The following is a 14,351-nucleotide window of genomic DNA, read 5'->3' on the forward strand; positions in this document are numbered from 1 at the left end:
GTTTTCAAACGAGAATCAGTTGCATTGGCTATAACGAGACGGGCGGGGTAGCGTTACTGCGTAAAAAAAGTTGGATTGCGGTCTGGCGGTCTGTATCGCGATTTCTGTGGAGCGGGCATGCCCGCTCCCACAGGGAGTGTGTCGGGTTTCAGATTTGCGGATCAGTTCAGGATAACCAACGCCGGGTACTCATGCAGCTGTGCCGCGGTGATGTGGGCCAGCGCACGCAGGGTTTCCAGCGGCTGGTCGAGGCGGTAGTTACCGGTGACCGCCATGTCTTCCAGCTGCGCATTGCGGTTGATGATCCAGCCCGGGTAGTAGCGCTGCACCTCGGCCAGCACCTGGCTCAGCGGGCAGTTCTCGAACACCAGGCGGCCGTCGACCCAGGCCAGGTCCTTGTGCATGTCGGGGCGTTGGCGCTGGCCGAATCCCTGGGGGCCGACGCTGATGCTGTCGCCGGCGCTCAGGCGGATGCGCTGGTCGCGGGCCCCCTGCAGGTCGACATCGCCGCGCTGCACCCGCACCTGTGCCTCGCCGTCGAGGTAGCGCACGGCAAAGTCGGTGTCGCGCACCTGTGCGCGCAACGGCCCGGCTTGCACTTCCAGTGGCAGCAGCGCGCCCTCGGGGACCTGAAAATAGGCCTCACCCTGCAGCAGGCGGGCGACCTGGCGACCATCACGCTGCTCGCTGGCAAATGCCGAATTGGTGTTGAGCAGCACTTTCGCCCCGTCTTCCAGCTGCAGGCGCTGGCGTTCTCCCACCACTGTCAGGTGGTCGGCCTGCAGGCGCATGGGCAGGTTGCCGAGGGTGAACAGCCCGACCAGCAGCAGCGCTGCCGTGGCCAGGGGTTTCCAATGGCTGCGCAGGCGCCCGCGCCACGAGCGGCGCTGTTGCCGATGCATCTGCACGGCCACTTGGTGCAGCGGTGCGCCGTTCCACAATGCTTCTGCCTCCACATAGGCCTCGGCATTTTCCGGCGCTGCGCTCAGCCAGGCTTCGAAGGCTTGTGTGTCGTCGGCGTCGGCGCATTGCAGGCGTACCAGCCAGTCCAGCGCCTCGTCCATGGCACGAGCACGGGCGCTGGGCCCGGCGGGTGACGGGCGAGGGGCAGGGCTGTCGGTCACGGTGAATCCTTGAATGGTTTTTTCGAATGATCAAGGCTGAGGCGGGGTGTGGCAAGGGCTTTGGGTTGCCTCACTTGAGGCGGTCGGCGACACCCATGCAGATCGCCATGATCAGTTTCAGTTCCTTCTGTACCGTGCTGGGAGAAACATTCAGTTGTCTGGCGATTTCCAGGTAGGTGGCGCCATGCAGCCGGCTTAGTATGAAGATGCGCTGCTGACGTTCGCTCAGTTGTTTGAGGCTGATACTCAGGTGCTTGAGCAACTGCTCGGCATGTGCCGCATCCTCGCTGCTGGTGGCCGGTGCGGCCACGCTGTGCAGGACCTCGTCCGGTACGTCGTCGACCAGCATGCGCGATTGCACCCGGCGCGCGCGCAGATGGTCGAGGGCCAGGTTGCGCGCGGTCTGGAACACGAACGGCTCGATGTGTTCTATGGGCCGCTCACCGAGCGCGCGGGAAACCCGCAGGTAGGTTTCCTGCAACAGGTCCTCGGCCGTATTGGGGTTGCCCACCATGCGCTGCAAGGTGCGCAGCAGGGTAAGGCGCTGGACGAGGAAGACAGAGTTGAACCGGGACTGACTCACAGGGGGACCTGGCCGACGAAAGGTTAATGATAATGCTTATCATCATCCTCGGAGGTCAAGCTTGGAAATGTTAGGAAAAGGTAAAGATTGTGAGTCGCGGCCTTGCGCGGTCCCATGTAGGAGCGGCCTTGTGTCGCGATGGGCTGCGCAGCAGCCCCAGGATTTTGCCTTGGCACAGATTGCAGGGGGCTGCTGCGCAGCCCATCGCGACACAAGGCCGCTCCTACAGGGAGCGTGCCGAAGCTCAGCGGGCGCGGCACAACGCCAGACAGTTATCCAGCATGCGGTTGGAGAACCCCCACTCGTTGTCATACCAGGCCAGCACCTTGAGCATGCGCCCGTTGGCCCGGGTATGGTTGGCATCGAAGATCGACGACAGCGGGTTGTGGTTGAAATCGCAGGAAACCAGCGGCAAGGCGTTGTAGCCCAATACCTTGGAATGCTTGCTGGCCTCGAGGAACAGCTGGTTGACCTGTTCGGCCGTGGCCTCGCGCTTGAGGTTGACCGTGAGGTCCACCAGAGACACGTTGATCACCGGCACCCGTACCGCCATGCCGGTCAGCTTGCCGGCCAGCTCCGGCAATACCAGGCCCACGGCCTCGGCAGCGCCGGTCTTGCTCGGGATCATCGACTGGGTTGCCGAACGCGCACGATACGGGTCGCCGTGGTACACATCGGTCAGTACCTGATCGTTGGTATAGGCATGGATGGTGGTCATCAGGCCCTGTTCGATGCCGAACTCGCGGTGCAGCACCTGGGCAATCGGTGCCAGGCAGTTGGTAGTGCAGGAGGCATTGGAGATGATCTGGTGCGAGGCCCGCAGGATGTCATGGTTGACCCCGTACACCACGGTGGCATCGGCGCCTTTGGCCGGTGCCGAGACAATCACCTTGCCAGCCCCCGCAGCCAGGTGGGCGGCGGCCTTGGCACGCTCGGTGAACAGCCCGGTGCATTCGAACACCACGTCGATCGCCTCGGCCTTCCAGGGCAGTTCGGCCGGGTTGCGGATGGCGCTGACCGCGATACGGTCACCATTGACCGTGAGGCTTTCGTGGTCGGCCTCGACGCTGGCGTCGAAAGTACCGTGCACGCTGTCGTACTTGAGCAGGTGGGCATTCATGGCGCTGTCGCCCAGGTCGTTGATGGCGACGACCTGCAGGTCCTGGCGGTAGCCTTGGGTATACAGTGCGCGCAGGACGTTGCGCCCGATGCGGCCGAATCCATTGATGGCGATGCGTAGGGTCATGGCAGTACCTCTGGCAGTCCGAGTGAAAGCTGTGGCACAAAGGAGCTTCACTGAAACGGTTTTGTTGTTGGAATTACAAGATTATTCACCTGCCGATAGAAAACAAGCCTTTTTAGTGGCAGTATTTTGTTTAAACATACAACGAGTGGTTGGGCGACGTGACTCCACCGATGCAGCGGGCTCCTCTACCTTGAGCCTAGGCCGCAATCGTTTGGAGGGGAAATGCCCGGCAAACCGCCCTTACAATTAGCCTGGAGTCCAGTACATGCATCCGCGCATCCTTGAGGTCACCCAGCGGCTGGTCGAACGTAGCCGTGCCACCCGCGAACGCTACCTGCAACTGATTCGCGGCGCGGCCAGTGACGGCCCCATGCGTGCCAGCCTGCAGTGCGCCAACTTCGCCCATGGCGTGGCCGGTTGTGGCAGCGACGACAAGCAGACCCTGCGCCTGATGAACGCTGCCAACGTGGCCATTGTCTCGGCCTACAACGATATGCTTTCGGCGCACCAGCCGTACCAGCACTTCCCCGAGCAGATCAAGCAGGCCTTGCGTGAGGTCGGCTCGGTCGGCCAGTTCGCCGGTGGCGTGCCAGCCATGTGCGATGGCGTGACTCAGGGCGAGCCAGGCATGGAGCTGGCCATCGCCAGCCGTGAAGTGATCGCCATGTCCACTGCCGTGGCCCTGTCGCACAACATGTTCGACGCCGCGCTGATGCTGGGCATCTGCGACAAGATCGTTCCCGGCCTGATGATGGGGGCGCTGCGCTTCGGCCACCTGCCGACTATCTTCGTTCCGGGCGGGCCGATGGTCTCCGGCATTTCCAACAAGCAGAAGGCCGATGTGCGCCAGCGCTACGCCGAAGGCAAGGCCAGCCGCGAAGAGCTGCTGGAGTCGGAGATGAAGTCCTACCACAGTCCTGGCACCTGCACCTTCTACGGCACTGCCAATACCAACCAGTTGGTGATGGAGGTGATGGGCCTGCACCTGCCGGGCGCCTCGTTCGTCAACCCGTACACACCGCTGCGTGACGCGCTCACCGCCGAGGCCGCGCAGCAGGTCACGCGCATGACCAAGGCCAGCGGCAGCTTCATGCCGCTGGGGGAAATCGTCGACGAGAAGGCGTTGGTCAACTCCATCGTCGCGCTGCATGCCACCGGCGGCTCGACCAACCATACCCTGCACATCCCGGCGATTGCCCAGGCTGCGGGTATCCAGCTGACCTGGCAGGATATGGCTGACCTGTCCGAGGTGGTGCCGACCCTGTCCCACGTCTACCCCAACGGCAAGGCCGACATCAACCACTTCCAGGCCGCTGGCGGCATGGCCTTCCTGATCCGCGAGCTGCTCGATGCCGGGCTGCTGCACGAAGATGTCAACACCGTGGCCGGCCATGGCCTGCGCCGCTACACCCAGGAGCCGTTCCTCGACAACGGCAAGCTGGTGTGGCGCGAAGGGCCACAGCACAGCCTGGACGAAAGCATCCTGCGCCCGGTGGCGCGGCCGTTCTCGGCCGAAGGCGGCCTGCGGGTGATGGAGGGCAACCTCGGCCGCGGCGTGATGAAGGTGTCCGCTGTTGCCCCCGAGCACCAGGTGGTCGAGGCCCCGGCGCGGGTGTTCCACGACCAGCAGTCGCTGGCCGATGCGTTCAAGGCCGGCGAGCTGGAGCGTGACTTCGTCGCCGTGGTGCGCTTCCAGGGCCCGCGCTGCAACGGCATGCCGGAGCTGCACAAGCTTACACCGTTCCTCGGTGTGCTGCAGGACCGTGGCTTCAAGGTGGCGCTGGTCACCGACGGTCGCATGTCCGGTGCCTCGGGCAAGATCCCGGCGGCCATTCACGTTTGCCCCGAGGCTTATGACGGCGGCCCGCTGGCACGGGTGCGCGATGGTGATATTGTGCGGGTCGATGGTGTCGAAGGCACGCTGCGGGTAATGGTGTCGGCTGAAGAATTGGCCAGCCGCGATCTGCCGCCAGCGCCACAGGGCAACGACCTGGGCTGCGGGCGCGAGCTGTTCGGCTTCATGCGCATGGCGTTCAGCCCGGCAGAGCAGGGCGCCAGTGCGTTCACCTCGGCCCTGGAGAACCTCAAATGAAGGACCTGCTGGTTGGCGACATCGGCGGCACCAATGCCCGTTTTGCGTTGTGGCGTGACAACCAGCTGCATGAAGTGAAGGTCTTTGCCACCGAGGACTACACCAGCCCGGAACAGGCCATCGAGGCTTACCTTGAAGGCTTGGGCATTCCCCGCGGCGGCGTGACTGCTGCCTGCCTGGCGGTGGCCGGGCCGGTCGATGGCGATGAGTTCCGCTTCACCAACAACCACTGGCGTCTCAGCCGCGTGGCCTTCTGCCAGACATTGCAGGTCGAGCGGCTGCTGCTGATCAACGATTTTACCGCCATGGCGCTGGGCATGACCCGCCTGCGTCCCGGCGAATTCCGCGAAGTATGCCCAGGCCAGGCGGACCTGTCGCGGCCGGCATTGGTCATTGGCCCGGGTACCGGGCTGGGCGTTGGCGCGCTATTGCGCCTGGGCGAACAGCACTGGCATGCCTTGCCGGGAGAGGGCGGGCACGTCGACCTGCCGGTGGGCAATGCCCGCGAAGCGGCGATTCACCAACAGATTCACGGGCAGATCGGCCATGTCAGCGCCGAGACCGTGCTCAGTGGCGGTGGCCTGCTGCGCCTGTACCAGGCAATTTGCGCGCTGGACGGCGACACACCCCGACACAAGACCCCGGCACAGATCACCGATGCCGCGCTCGGCGGCGAGCCGCGGGCGCTGGCGGTGATCGAGCAGTTCTGCCGGTTCCTCGGCCGAGTCGCTGGTAACAATGTTCTGACGCTGGGCGCACGGGGTGGGGTCTATATTGTCGGCGGCGTGATCCCGCGCTTTGCCGAGCTGTTCCTGCGCAGCGGGTTTGCCGCGAGTTTTTCCGACAAGGGCTGCATGAGTGGCTATTTCGCTGGCGTGCCGGTTTGGCTGGTGACGGCGGAGTTTTCCGGGTTGCTGGGGGCCGGGGTGGCCTTGCAGCAGGCGCTGGATCACTGACTGGGGCTGCTTTGCAGCCCTTCGCGGGCTTGCCCGCTCCCACAGGGATCGCACAATTCATGGGCATAGCGTCACTCCTGTGGGAGCGGGCAAGCCCGCGAAGGGCCGCAAAGCGGCCCCAATAAAAACAGGCAACAAAGACCTGTAACTAACAAAAGGACGGACCACCTTGAGCACTGCCGGCAAATCAATCCTGATGGTCGACGACGACCAGGAAATCCGCGAACTGCTGCAAACCTACCTGAGCCGCTCCGGCTTCCAGGTGCATGCCGAAGCCGACGGCAAGGGCTTTCGCCGCGCGCTGGAAACCACCCCCTGCGACCTGGTCATCCTCGATGTCATGCTGCCCGACGAAGACGGCTTCAGCCTGTGCCGCTGGGTACGCCAGCACCCGCGACAGGCACGGGTACCGATCATCATGCTCACCGCCAGCTCCGACGAAACCGACCGGGTCATCGGCCTGGAGCTGGGCGCCGACGACTACCTGGGCAAGCCATTCAGCCCCCGCGAACTGCAAGCGCGGATCAAGGCCCTGCTGCGCCGCGCCGAGTTCGGCCAGGCGGCGCCGGGCAGTGCGGTGCTGGCCTTCGACGACTGGCGCCTGGACACGGTCAGCCACCGCCTGTTCCATCGCGACGGTGAGGAAGTGATTCTCTCCGGCGCCGACTTCGCCCTGCTCAAGCTGTTCCTCGACCACCCACAGCAGATCCTCGACCGCGACACCATCGGCAACGCCACCCGTGGTCGCGAGCCGATGCCGCTGGACCGCATCGTCGACATGGCGGTCAGCCGCCTGCGCCAGCGCCTGCGCGATACCGACAAACCACCCCGGCTGATCCGCACCGTACGCGGCAGCGGTTACCTGTTGGCTGCCCATGTCTGCAATGCGCCCTGAGCGGCGCTGGCGTCTGCTGCCGCGTTCGCTACTGGGGCGCATGCTGCTGCTGACTCTGCTCGTAGTGCTGCTGGCCCAGGGGTTGTCGAGCATCATCTGGGTTGCCCAATTGCGCGCCAGCCAGTTGCAGGGCCTGCGTGCCAGCGCCAGCAGCCTGGCTCATTCGATGAGTGCCAGTGTCAGCTACTTCCGCTCGTTGCCGGTGGCCTACCGGCCGATGGTCCTCGATCAGCTGCGCAGCATGGGCGGCACGCGCTTTTTCGTGTCCCTCAACGCCAAGCCGCTGGACATGCCGCTACTGCCCGTTACCCCACGCAAGCAGGCGGTGATCGATGTGTTCCAGCAAGTGCTGCATGAGCGCCTGGGTTCGCAGATGGAAATTTCCGTGGAGTTCGTCGGGCCGGACGACCTGCGTATCTTCAACAGCGGGCTGAAGCTCGACGAACTGCCACGGTCCTGGGCGCATTACTCGCTGACCCTGGAGCCACTCAACCCGCCGGTGCTGGTAACCCAGATCCGCCTGGGCGAGGGTGAGTGGCTGTACATCGCCTCGCTGCTGCCCGAACCCTACACCAGCCTGGAGGCCGAGCGCCTGCCGCGTCAGCAGATCGGCTTCATCGTGCTGACCACGGCCTTGCTGCTGTTGTTCATCGGCTTGCTGGTGCACTGGCAAAGCTGGCCGCTCAAGCGCCTGGCGCGGGCCGCGCGGGAGATGTCGCTGGGCGCCGATGTAGCGCCGGTGGCCGAAGGCGGTGGCAGCGAGGTGGTCGAGGTGGGGCGTGCGTTCAACAGCATGCGCGAGCGCATCAGCCGATACCTGACCGAGCGCAGCCAGCTGTTCAGCGCCATTTCCCACGACCTGCGCACCCCGATCACCCGCTTGCGCCTGCGCGTCGAGCTGCTGGAGGACGAGCGCCTGCAGGCCAAGTTCAGCCAGGATCTGGACGAGCTGGAACTGCTGGTCAAAGGCGCGTTGCAGTGCGTGAAGGACACCGACATCCACGAGAACATCGAGCCGGTCGACCTCAACCAGGTGCTGGAAATCCTGGCCGAGCCTTACCTGGGCGATGGCCGCATAACGCTCGAAGGCCGGGCGCTGGCGCCGTATCCGGGCAAGCCGCTGGCGTTGCGGCGCTGCATCGGCAACCTGATCGACAATGCCATCAAGTACGGCGAGCGGGCACGGTTGCGCATCATCGACAGTGCCGAGGGGTTTGTCCTGCAGGTGGATGACCAGGGGCCGGGGGTGCCGCAGCAGCAGCTGGAGCAGGTGTTCGAGCCGCACTTCCGTCTGGCCGGGCAGCAGCAGGGGTACGGGCTGGGGTTGGGGATTGCGCGCAACATTGCCCATAGCCATGGCGGGGAGGTGAGCTTGCTGAACCTGCGTGAGGGCGGGTTGCGGGTGACCTTGTATCTGCCGCGGGGCATGGACTGAAGGGTTGTATTGCCTCTACCGGTCCCTTCGCGGGTAAACCCGCTCCCACAAAGACCTCACAGGTCCATACAGACTCCGAGGCTAACGCAAAAACTTGTAGGAGCGGGTTTACCCGCGAAGAGGCCGGCACAGGCAACACAAATGTCACTGGCTGGTGACAAAGCCACCCTCCTTGGTGACATTCCCATCCAGGCCCGCTCACTAGAATTCGCAGACGACTGGCAAGGATCAAGCTGGCCCATGAGCACCTCCAACCTGGCTTCCACCCGCTGGCTCGACGCCCCGGCCCACAACGCCTGGCGCATGGCAGAAGGGCAACGCCTGCTGGCCTTCGCCACGGCTTCGAAACTGCCCGATGGCTTCGGTAGCCTCGACGCCGCAGGCCTGCTTGCCCCCGGTGCCCGCGCCGAAACCCTGATCACCGCCCGCATGACCCACTGTTTTGCCCTGGCCCACCTGCAAGGGGTGCCCGGCTACCTGGCCTATGCCGAACACGGCGTGGCCGCACTGCGTGGCGCGCTGCAGGATGCCACCTACGGCGGCTGGTTCGCCCACCCCGGTGGCCATGACGACAGCGGCAAGGCGGCTTACCTGCATGCCTTTGTCGCCCTGGCCGCCAGCTCGGCGGTGATGGCAGGTGCTGGTGGTGCACCAGCCCTGCTGGAAGAAGCGGTGCAGGTGCTCGAAGCGCATTTCTGGAGCGAAGAGGAGGGTGCCCTGCGGGAAGCCTTCTCCCGCGCCTGGCAGCTGCCCGAGCAGTACCGTGGTGCCAACAGCAACATGCATGCGGTCGAGGCCTTCCTGGCCCTGGCAGACGTAACTGGTGACAACCTGTGGCTGCAACGCGCCTTGCGCATCGCCGAACGCATCATCCATACCCATGCCGCCGCCAACGGCTACCGGGTCATCGAGCATTTCGACGCCCTCTGGCAGCCGCTGCCGCACTACAACCAGGCGTACCCGGCAGACCACTTCCGGCCTTATGGCTCCACGCCCGGGCATGCCCTGGAGTGGGCGCGGTTGCTGCTGCACCTGGAGGCCAGCCTGGAACGGTCCGGCCTGCAAGCCCCGCGGTGGCTGCCAGACTGCGCCCGCGCATTATTCGACACAGCCTGCCAGCAGGCCTGGAACGTCGATGGCGCGCCCGGTTTCGTCTACACCCTGGACTGGGACGATCGCCCGGTGGTGCGCGCACGCCTGCACTGGGTACATGCCGAAGCCTGCGCCGCCGCAGCAGCATTGTTGCAGCGCACGGGCGACAGGCACTACGAACAGTGGTACCGCCGTTGCTGGGACTTCATCGCCAACCATTTCATCGACCATGGCGCTGGCAGCTGGCACCACGAACTCGATGCGCACAACCAGCCGGCCGCGACCATCTGGCCAGGCAAACCCGACCTCTACCATGCCTACCAGGCGCTGCTGCTGCCGGGCTTGCCACTGGCACCCAGCCTGGCCTGCAGCTTTGCCGGCAATGTAACCAAACGATGACATTCGCGCATCGCTTCGTTACCTGGCGAGGCGAGCACGCTGTTTAGACTTCATGCAACGCAAGCGATCGACTTGCACGGCATAACAACAAGAAAGGTGCTTCGATGAATTCCACGCTCCGTCTCGCTGCCGCAATCTCACTGGCCTCCTTGTTCCCGCTGAGTGCCTTGGCTGCCGATGCCAAAGGCAGTGTCGAGGTCGTGCACTGGTGGACCTCCGGTGGTGAAAAAGCGGCGGTCGATGTGCTCAAGGCCCAGGTCGAAAAAGATGGCTTCACCTGGAAGGACGGCGCCGTCGCCGGTGGTGGTGGTGCCACCGCCATGACCGTACTCAAGAGCCGCGCCGTGGCCGGCAACCCGCCGGGTGTCGCGCAGATCAAGGGCCCGGACATCCAGGACTGGGCTGCCACCGGCCTGCTCGACGCCGATGTGCTCAAGGATGTGGCCAAGGAAGAAAAGTGGGACTCACTGCTCGACAAGAAGGTCGCGGACACCGTCAAGTACGACGGTGACTATGTCGCCGTGCCGGTGAACATCCACCGCATCAACTGGCTGTGGATCAATCCCGAGGTCTTCAAGAAGGCCGGGATCGACAAGGCGCCAGCCACCCTCGACGAATTCTACGCCGCCGCCGACAAGCTCAAGGCCGCCGGCTTCATCCCGCTCGCCCATGGCGGCCAGCCGTGGCAGGACAGCACCGTGTTCGAAAGCGTGGTGCTGGCGGTGATGGGGGCCGATGGCTACAAGAAGGCCCTGGTCGACCTCGACAGCACGGCCCTGACCGGCCCGCAGATGGTCAAGGCGCTGACCGAACTGAAAAAGGTCGCCACCTACATGGACCCGGATGGCAAAGGCCAGGACTGGAACCTGGAAGCGGCCAAGGTCATCAACGGCAAGGCCGGCATGCAGATCATGGGCGACTGGGCCAAGAGCGAATGGACCCTGGCGAAGAAAACCGCCGGCAAGGACTACCAGTGCGTGCCGTTCCCCGGCACCGAAAAGGCCTTCCTGTACAACATCGACTCGCTGGTGGTGTTCAAGCAGAACGACGCCGGCACGTCTGCCGGCCAGCAGGACATTGCCCGCAAGGTGCTGGGTGAGGACTTCCAGAAGGTCTTCAGCAGCAACAAGGGCTCGATCCCGGTGCGCAACGACATGCTGGCCGACATGGGCAAGTATGGTTTCGACGCCTGCGCGCAGACCTCTGCCAAGGACTTCCTGGCCGATGCCAAAAATGGCGGCCTGCAGCCGAGCATGGCGCACAACATGGCCACCACGCTGGCCGTGCAGGGCGCGTTCTTCGATGTGGTGACCAACTACATCAACGACCCCAAGGCCGACCCGGCCGATGCGGCGAAGAAGCTGGCGGCGGCGATCAAGGCTGCCCAGTAAAGCTGACGCGATTCCGTTGTAGGAGCGGCCTTGTGTCGCGATGGGCTGCGCAGCAGCCCCATAACCTGCGCACTCGATCTTTAAGGTAGGTAATCGACCTTGAGTCCTTTGGGGCTGCTGCGCAGCCCATCGCGACACAAGGCCGCTCCTACAGGGGAGTGCGGCGCCTTTGAGGTGAACCATGACCACAGCAACCGCCCAACTGCGGGCCTCACCCCTGGACGCGCTACAGCGCTGGCTGCCCAAGCTGGTGCTGGCGCCTAGCATGTTCATCATCCTGGTGGGCTTCTACGGCTACATCCTCTGGACCTTCATCCTGTCCTTCACCACCTCTACCTTCCTGCCGACCTACAAATGGGCCGGCCTGGCGCAATACGCCCGGCTGTTCGACAACGACCGCTGGTGGGTGGCAAGCAAGAACCTGCTGCTGTTCGGCGGCCTGTTCATCGCCATCAGCCTGGTCATCGGCGTAGTGCTGGCGGTCTTGCTGGACCAGCGCATCCGTCGCGAAGGTTTCATCCGCACCATCTACCTGTACCCCATGGCGCTGTCGATGATCGTCACCGGTACCGCCTGGAAGTGGCTGCTCAACCCCGGCATGGGCCTGGACAAGCTGCTGCGTGACTGGGGCTGGGAGGGCTTTCGCCTGGACTGGCTGATCGATCCCGACCGGGTGGTGTACTGCCTGGTGATCGCCGCCGTGTGGCAGGCCTCGGGCTTCATCATGGCAATGTTCCTCGCCGGCCTGCGTGGCGTCGACCCGTCGATCATCCGTGCCGCGCAGATCGACGGCGCCAGCCTGCCGCGCATCTACTGGCGCGTGGTACTGCCCAGCCTGCGCCCGGTGTTCTTCAGCTCGCTGATGATCCTCGCGCACATTGCCATCAAGAGCTTCGACCTGGTGGCGGCCATGACTGCCGGCGGCCCAGGCTACTCGTCCGACCTGCCGGCGATGTTCATGTATTCGTTCACCTTCAGCCGCGGCCAGATGGGCATGGGCTCGGCCAGCGCCATCCTGATGCTCGGGGCGATCCTGGCGATCCTCGTGCCTTACCTGTACTCGGAGCTGCGGAGCAAACGCCATGCATAGCCCTCTCGACAAAGCGGTGCTGAGCCCGAGCCGTATCGCCATCCACGCCGTGCTGTTGCTGGCGGTGCTGCTGTACCTGGTACCGTTGGTGGTGATGCTGCTGACCAGCTTCAAGACCCCGGAAGACATCAGCACCGGCAACCTGCTGAGCTGGCCGGCAGTATTTACCGGCATCGGTTGGGTCAAGGCCTGGAGCACGGTCAGCGGTTACTTCTGGAATTCGATCATGATCACCGTCCCAGCGGTGCTGATCTCCACCGCCATCGGCGCGCTGAACGGCTATGTGCTGTCGATGTGGCGCTTCCGCGGTTCGCAGCTGTTCTTCGGCCTGCTGCTGTTCGGCTGCTTCCTGCCGTTCCAGACTGTACTGCTGCCGGCCTCGTTCACCCTCGGCAAGCTCGGCCTGGCCAGCACCACGACCGGTCTGGTGCTGGTACACGTGGTCTACGGCCTGGCCTTCACCACGCTGTTCTTCCGCAACTTCTACGTAAGCATCCCCGATGCGCTGGTCAAGGCCGCGCGTCTGGACGGTGCCGGGTTCTTCACCATCTTCCGCCGCATCATCCTGCCGATGTCCACGCCGATCATCATGGTCTGCCTGATCTGGCAGTTCACCCAGATCTGGAACGACTTCCTGTTTGGCGTGGTGTTCTCCAGCGGCGATTCGCAACCGATTACCGTGGCCCTGAACAACCTGGTCAATACCAGCACCGGGGCCAAGGAATACAACGTCGACATGGCGGCGGCGATGATCGCTGGCCTGCCAACCCTGCTGGTCTACGTGGTGGCAGGCAAATATTTCGTCCGCGGGCTGACTGCTGGCGCGGTAAAGGGGTAAGTCATGGCAACGCTCGAACTTCGCAATGTGAACAAGACCTACGGCAGCGGTTTGCCGGACACCCTCAAGGACATCCAGCTGTCGATCAAGGATGGCGAGTTCCTGATCCTGGTCGGCCCCTCGGGCTGCGGCAAGTCGACATTGATGAACTGCATAGCCGGGCTGGAGCAGATCACCGGCGGCGCGATACTCATCGACCAGCAGGACGTCAGCGGCATGAGCCCCAAGGACCGCGACATCGCCATGGTGTTCCAGTCCTACGCGCTGTACCCGACCATGAGCGTGCGCGAGAACATCGAGTTCGGCCTGAAGATCCGCAAGCTGCCGCAAGCTGCAATCGACGAGGAAGTGGCGCGGGTGGCCAAGCTGTTGCAGATCGAGCACTTGCTGGCGCGCAAGCCGGCGCAGCTGTCCGGTGGCCAGCAACAGCGCGTGGCCATGGGCCGGGCGCTGGCACGGCGGCCAAAGATCTACCTGTTCGATGAACCGCTGTCCAACCTCGATGCCAAGTTGCGCGTCGAGATGCGCACCGAAATGAAACTGATGCACCAGCGCTTGAAGACTACCACCGTGTACGTCACCCATGACCAGATCGAGGCCATGACCCTGGGCGACAAGGTGGCGGTGATGAAGGACGGCATCATCCAGCAGTTCGGCACCCCGCAGCAGATCTACAACGATCCGGCCAACCAGTTCGTCGCCAGCTTCATCGGCTCGCCGCCGATGAATTTCATCCCGGTGCGCCTCACGCAACAGGACGGGCGCCTGCTGGCCGTGCTCGACAGCGGCCAGGCGCGTTGCGAGCTGCCCTTGGGAATGGCCGCGGACGAGATGGATGGCCGCGAGGTCATCCTCGGCATCCGCCCCGAGCAGATTGCCCTGGGCGCAGCCGAGGGCAATGGCCTGCCCGGCATTCGCGCCGAGGTGCAGGTGACCGAGCCCACCGGGCCAGACCTGCTGGTATTCGTCACCCTCAACCAGACCAAGGTCTGCTGCCGCCTGGCGCCGGATGTGGCGTGCCGGGTCGGCGATAACCTGAACCTGCAATTCGACCCAGCCCGGGTGCTGCTGTTCGACGCCGCCAGCGGCGAGCGCCTGCACCTGGCCACCACTGCTGCAACCATGAAAGACAACGTGGCGCACTTCAAGGGCCGATAACTCGTCTACACCATCAAATAAGAAAAAGAGGACGCAAAGGGATGGAACAGCG

General features: G+C 64.1%; 12 protein-coding genes. 9 read left to right on the forward strand and 3 right to left on the reverse strand.

What is annotated here, in order from left to right:
- Window positions 1-161: 161 nt before the first annotated feature.
- The 3 genes from RR51_RS04735 to gap all read right to left on the reverse strand — a co-directional run bounded on the left by RR51_RS04735 (window position 162) and on the right by gap (window position 2,953).
- Window positions 162-1,124: a FecR family protein gene (locus RR51_RS04735; protein WP_039612759.1), complete on the reverse strand. Its 963-nt coding sequence runs from the start codon at window positions 1,122-1,124 to the stop codon at window positions 162-164.
- 70 nt (window positions 1,125-1,194) lie between these two features.
- The gene (locus RR51_RS04740) at window positions 1,195-1,707 is read right to left on the reverse strand and encodes an RNA polymerase sigma factor (protein WP_039612760.1); all 513 of its coding nucleotides are present in this window, start codon (window positions 1,705-1,707) and stop codon (window positions 1,195-1,197) included.
- 244 nt (window positions 1,708-1,951) lie between these two features.
- On the reverse strand, window positions 1,952-2,953 hold the full coding sequence (gene gap / locus RR51_RS04745) for a type I glyceraldehyde-3-phosphate dehydrogenase (RefSeq protein ID WP_039612761.1): 1,002 nt from the start codon (window positions 2,951-2,953) through the stop codon (window positions 1,952-1,954).
- 265 nt (window positions 2,954-3,218) lie between these two features.
- Between gap and edd the strand changes: the two genes are divergently transcribed.
- The 9 genes from edd to RR51_RS04790 all read left to right on the forward strand — a co-directional run bounded on the left by edd (window position 3,219) and on the right by RR51_RS04790 (window position 14,299).
- Entirely contained in the window at window positions 3,219-5,045 is a 1,827-nt protein-coding gene (edd, locus tag RR51_RS04750; protein WP_013971120.1) for a phosphogluconate dehydratase, read from the forward strand.
- Window positions 5,042-6,001, forward strand: a complete 960-nt coding sequence (locus tag RR51_RS04755) for a glucokinase (protein ID WP_039612762.1) — start codon at window positions 5,042-5,044, stop codon at window positions 5,999-6,001. The genes edd and RR51_RS04755 overlap by 4 nt, the downstream gene beginning before the upstream one ends.
- A 169-nt stretch (window positions 6,002-6,170) precedes the next feature.
- Window positions 6,171-6,896 (forward strand): two-component system response regulator GltR, encoded by a 726-nt coding sequence (gene gltR / locus RR51_RS04760; RefSeq protein WP_003257963.1) that lies wholly within the window; start codon window positions 6,171-6,173, stop codon window positions 6,894-6,896.
- Window positions 6,877-8,331, forward strand: coding sequence for an ATP-binding protein (locus RR51_RS04765; protein WP_025337865.1), 1,455 nt, complete (start codon window positions 6,877-6,879; stop codon window positions 8,329-8,331). Before gltR ends, RR51_RS04765 begins: the two co-directional genes overlap by 20 nt.
- 240 nt (window positions 8,332-8,571) lie before the next feature.
- On the forward strand, window positions 8,572-9,822 hold the full coding sequence (locus RR51_RS04770) for a D-mannose isomerase (RefSeq protein WP_039612763.1): 1,251 nt from the start codon (window positions 8,572-8,574) through the stop codon (window positions 9,820-9,822).
- Window positions 9,823-9,926: 104 nt separating this feature from the next.
- Complete coding sequence (locus RR51_RS04775; protein WP_039612764.1) at window positions 9,927-11,213, forward strand: ABC transporter substrate-binding protein; 1,287 nt, start codon at window positions 9,927-9,929, stop codon at window positions 11,211-11,213.
- 181 nt (window positions 11,214-11,394) lie between these two features.
- A complete protein-coding gene (locus RR51_RS04780) occupies window positions 11,395-12,303 on the forward strand; it encodes a carbohydrate ABC transporter permease (RefSeq protein ID WP_039612765.1) in 909 nt (302 codons plus the stop codon).
- On the forward strand, window positions 12,296-13,141 hold the full coding sequence (locus RR51_RS04785; RefSeq protein ID WP_003257967.1) for a carbohydrate ABC transporter permease: 846 nt from the start codon (window positions 12,296-12,298) through the stop codon (window positions 13,139-13,141). The genes RR51_RS04780 and RR51_RS04785 overlap by 8 nt, the downstream gene beginning before the upstream one ends.
- Before the next feature lie 3 nt (window positions 13,142-13,144).
- The gene (locus RR51_RS04790) at window positions 13,145-14,299 is read left to right on the forward strand and encodes an ABC transporter ATP-binding protein (protein ID WP_013971127.1); all 1,155 of its coding nucleotides are present in this window, start codon (window positions 13,145-13,147) and stop codon (window positions 14,297-14,299) included.
- Window positions 14,300-14,351 lie beyond the last annotated feature (52 nt).

This window comes from Pseudomonas sp. C5pp (assembly GCF_000814065.1).
GTDB classification, from domain to species: Bacteria; Pseudomonadota; Gammaproteobacteria; order Pseudomonadales; family Pseudomonadaceae; genus Aquipseudomonas; species Aquipseudomonas asiatica.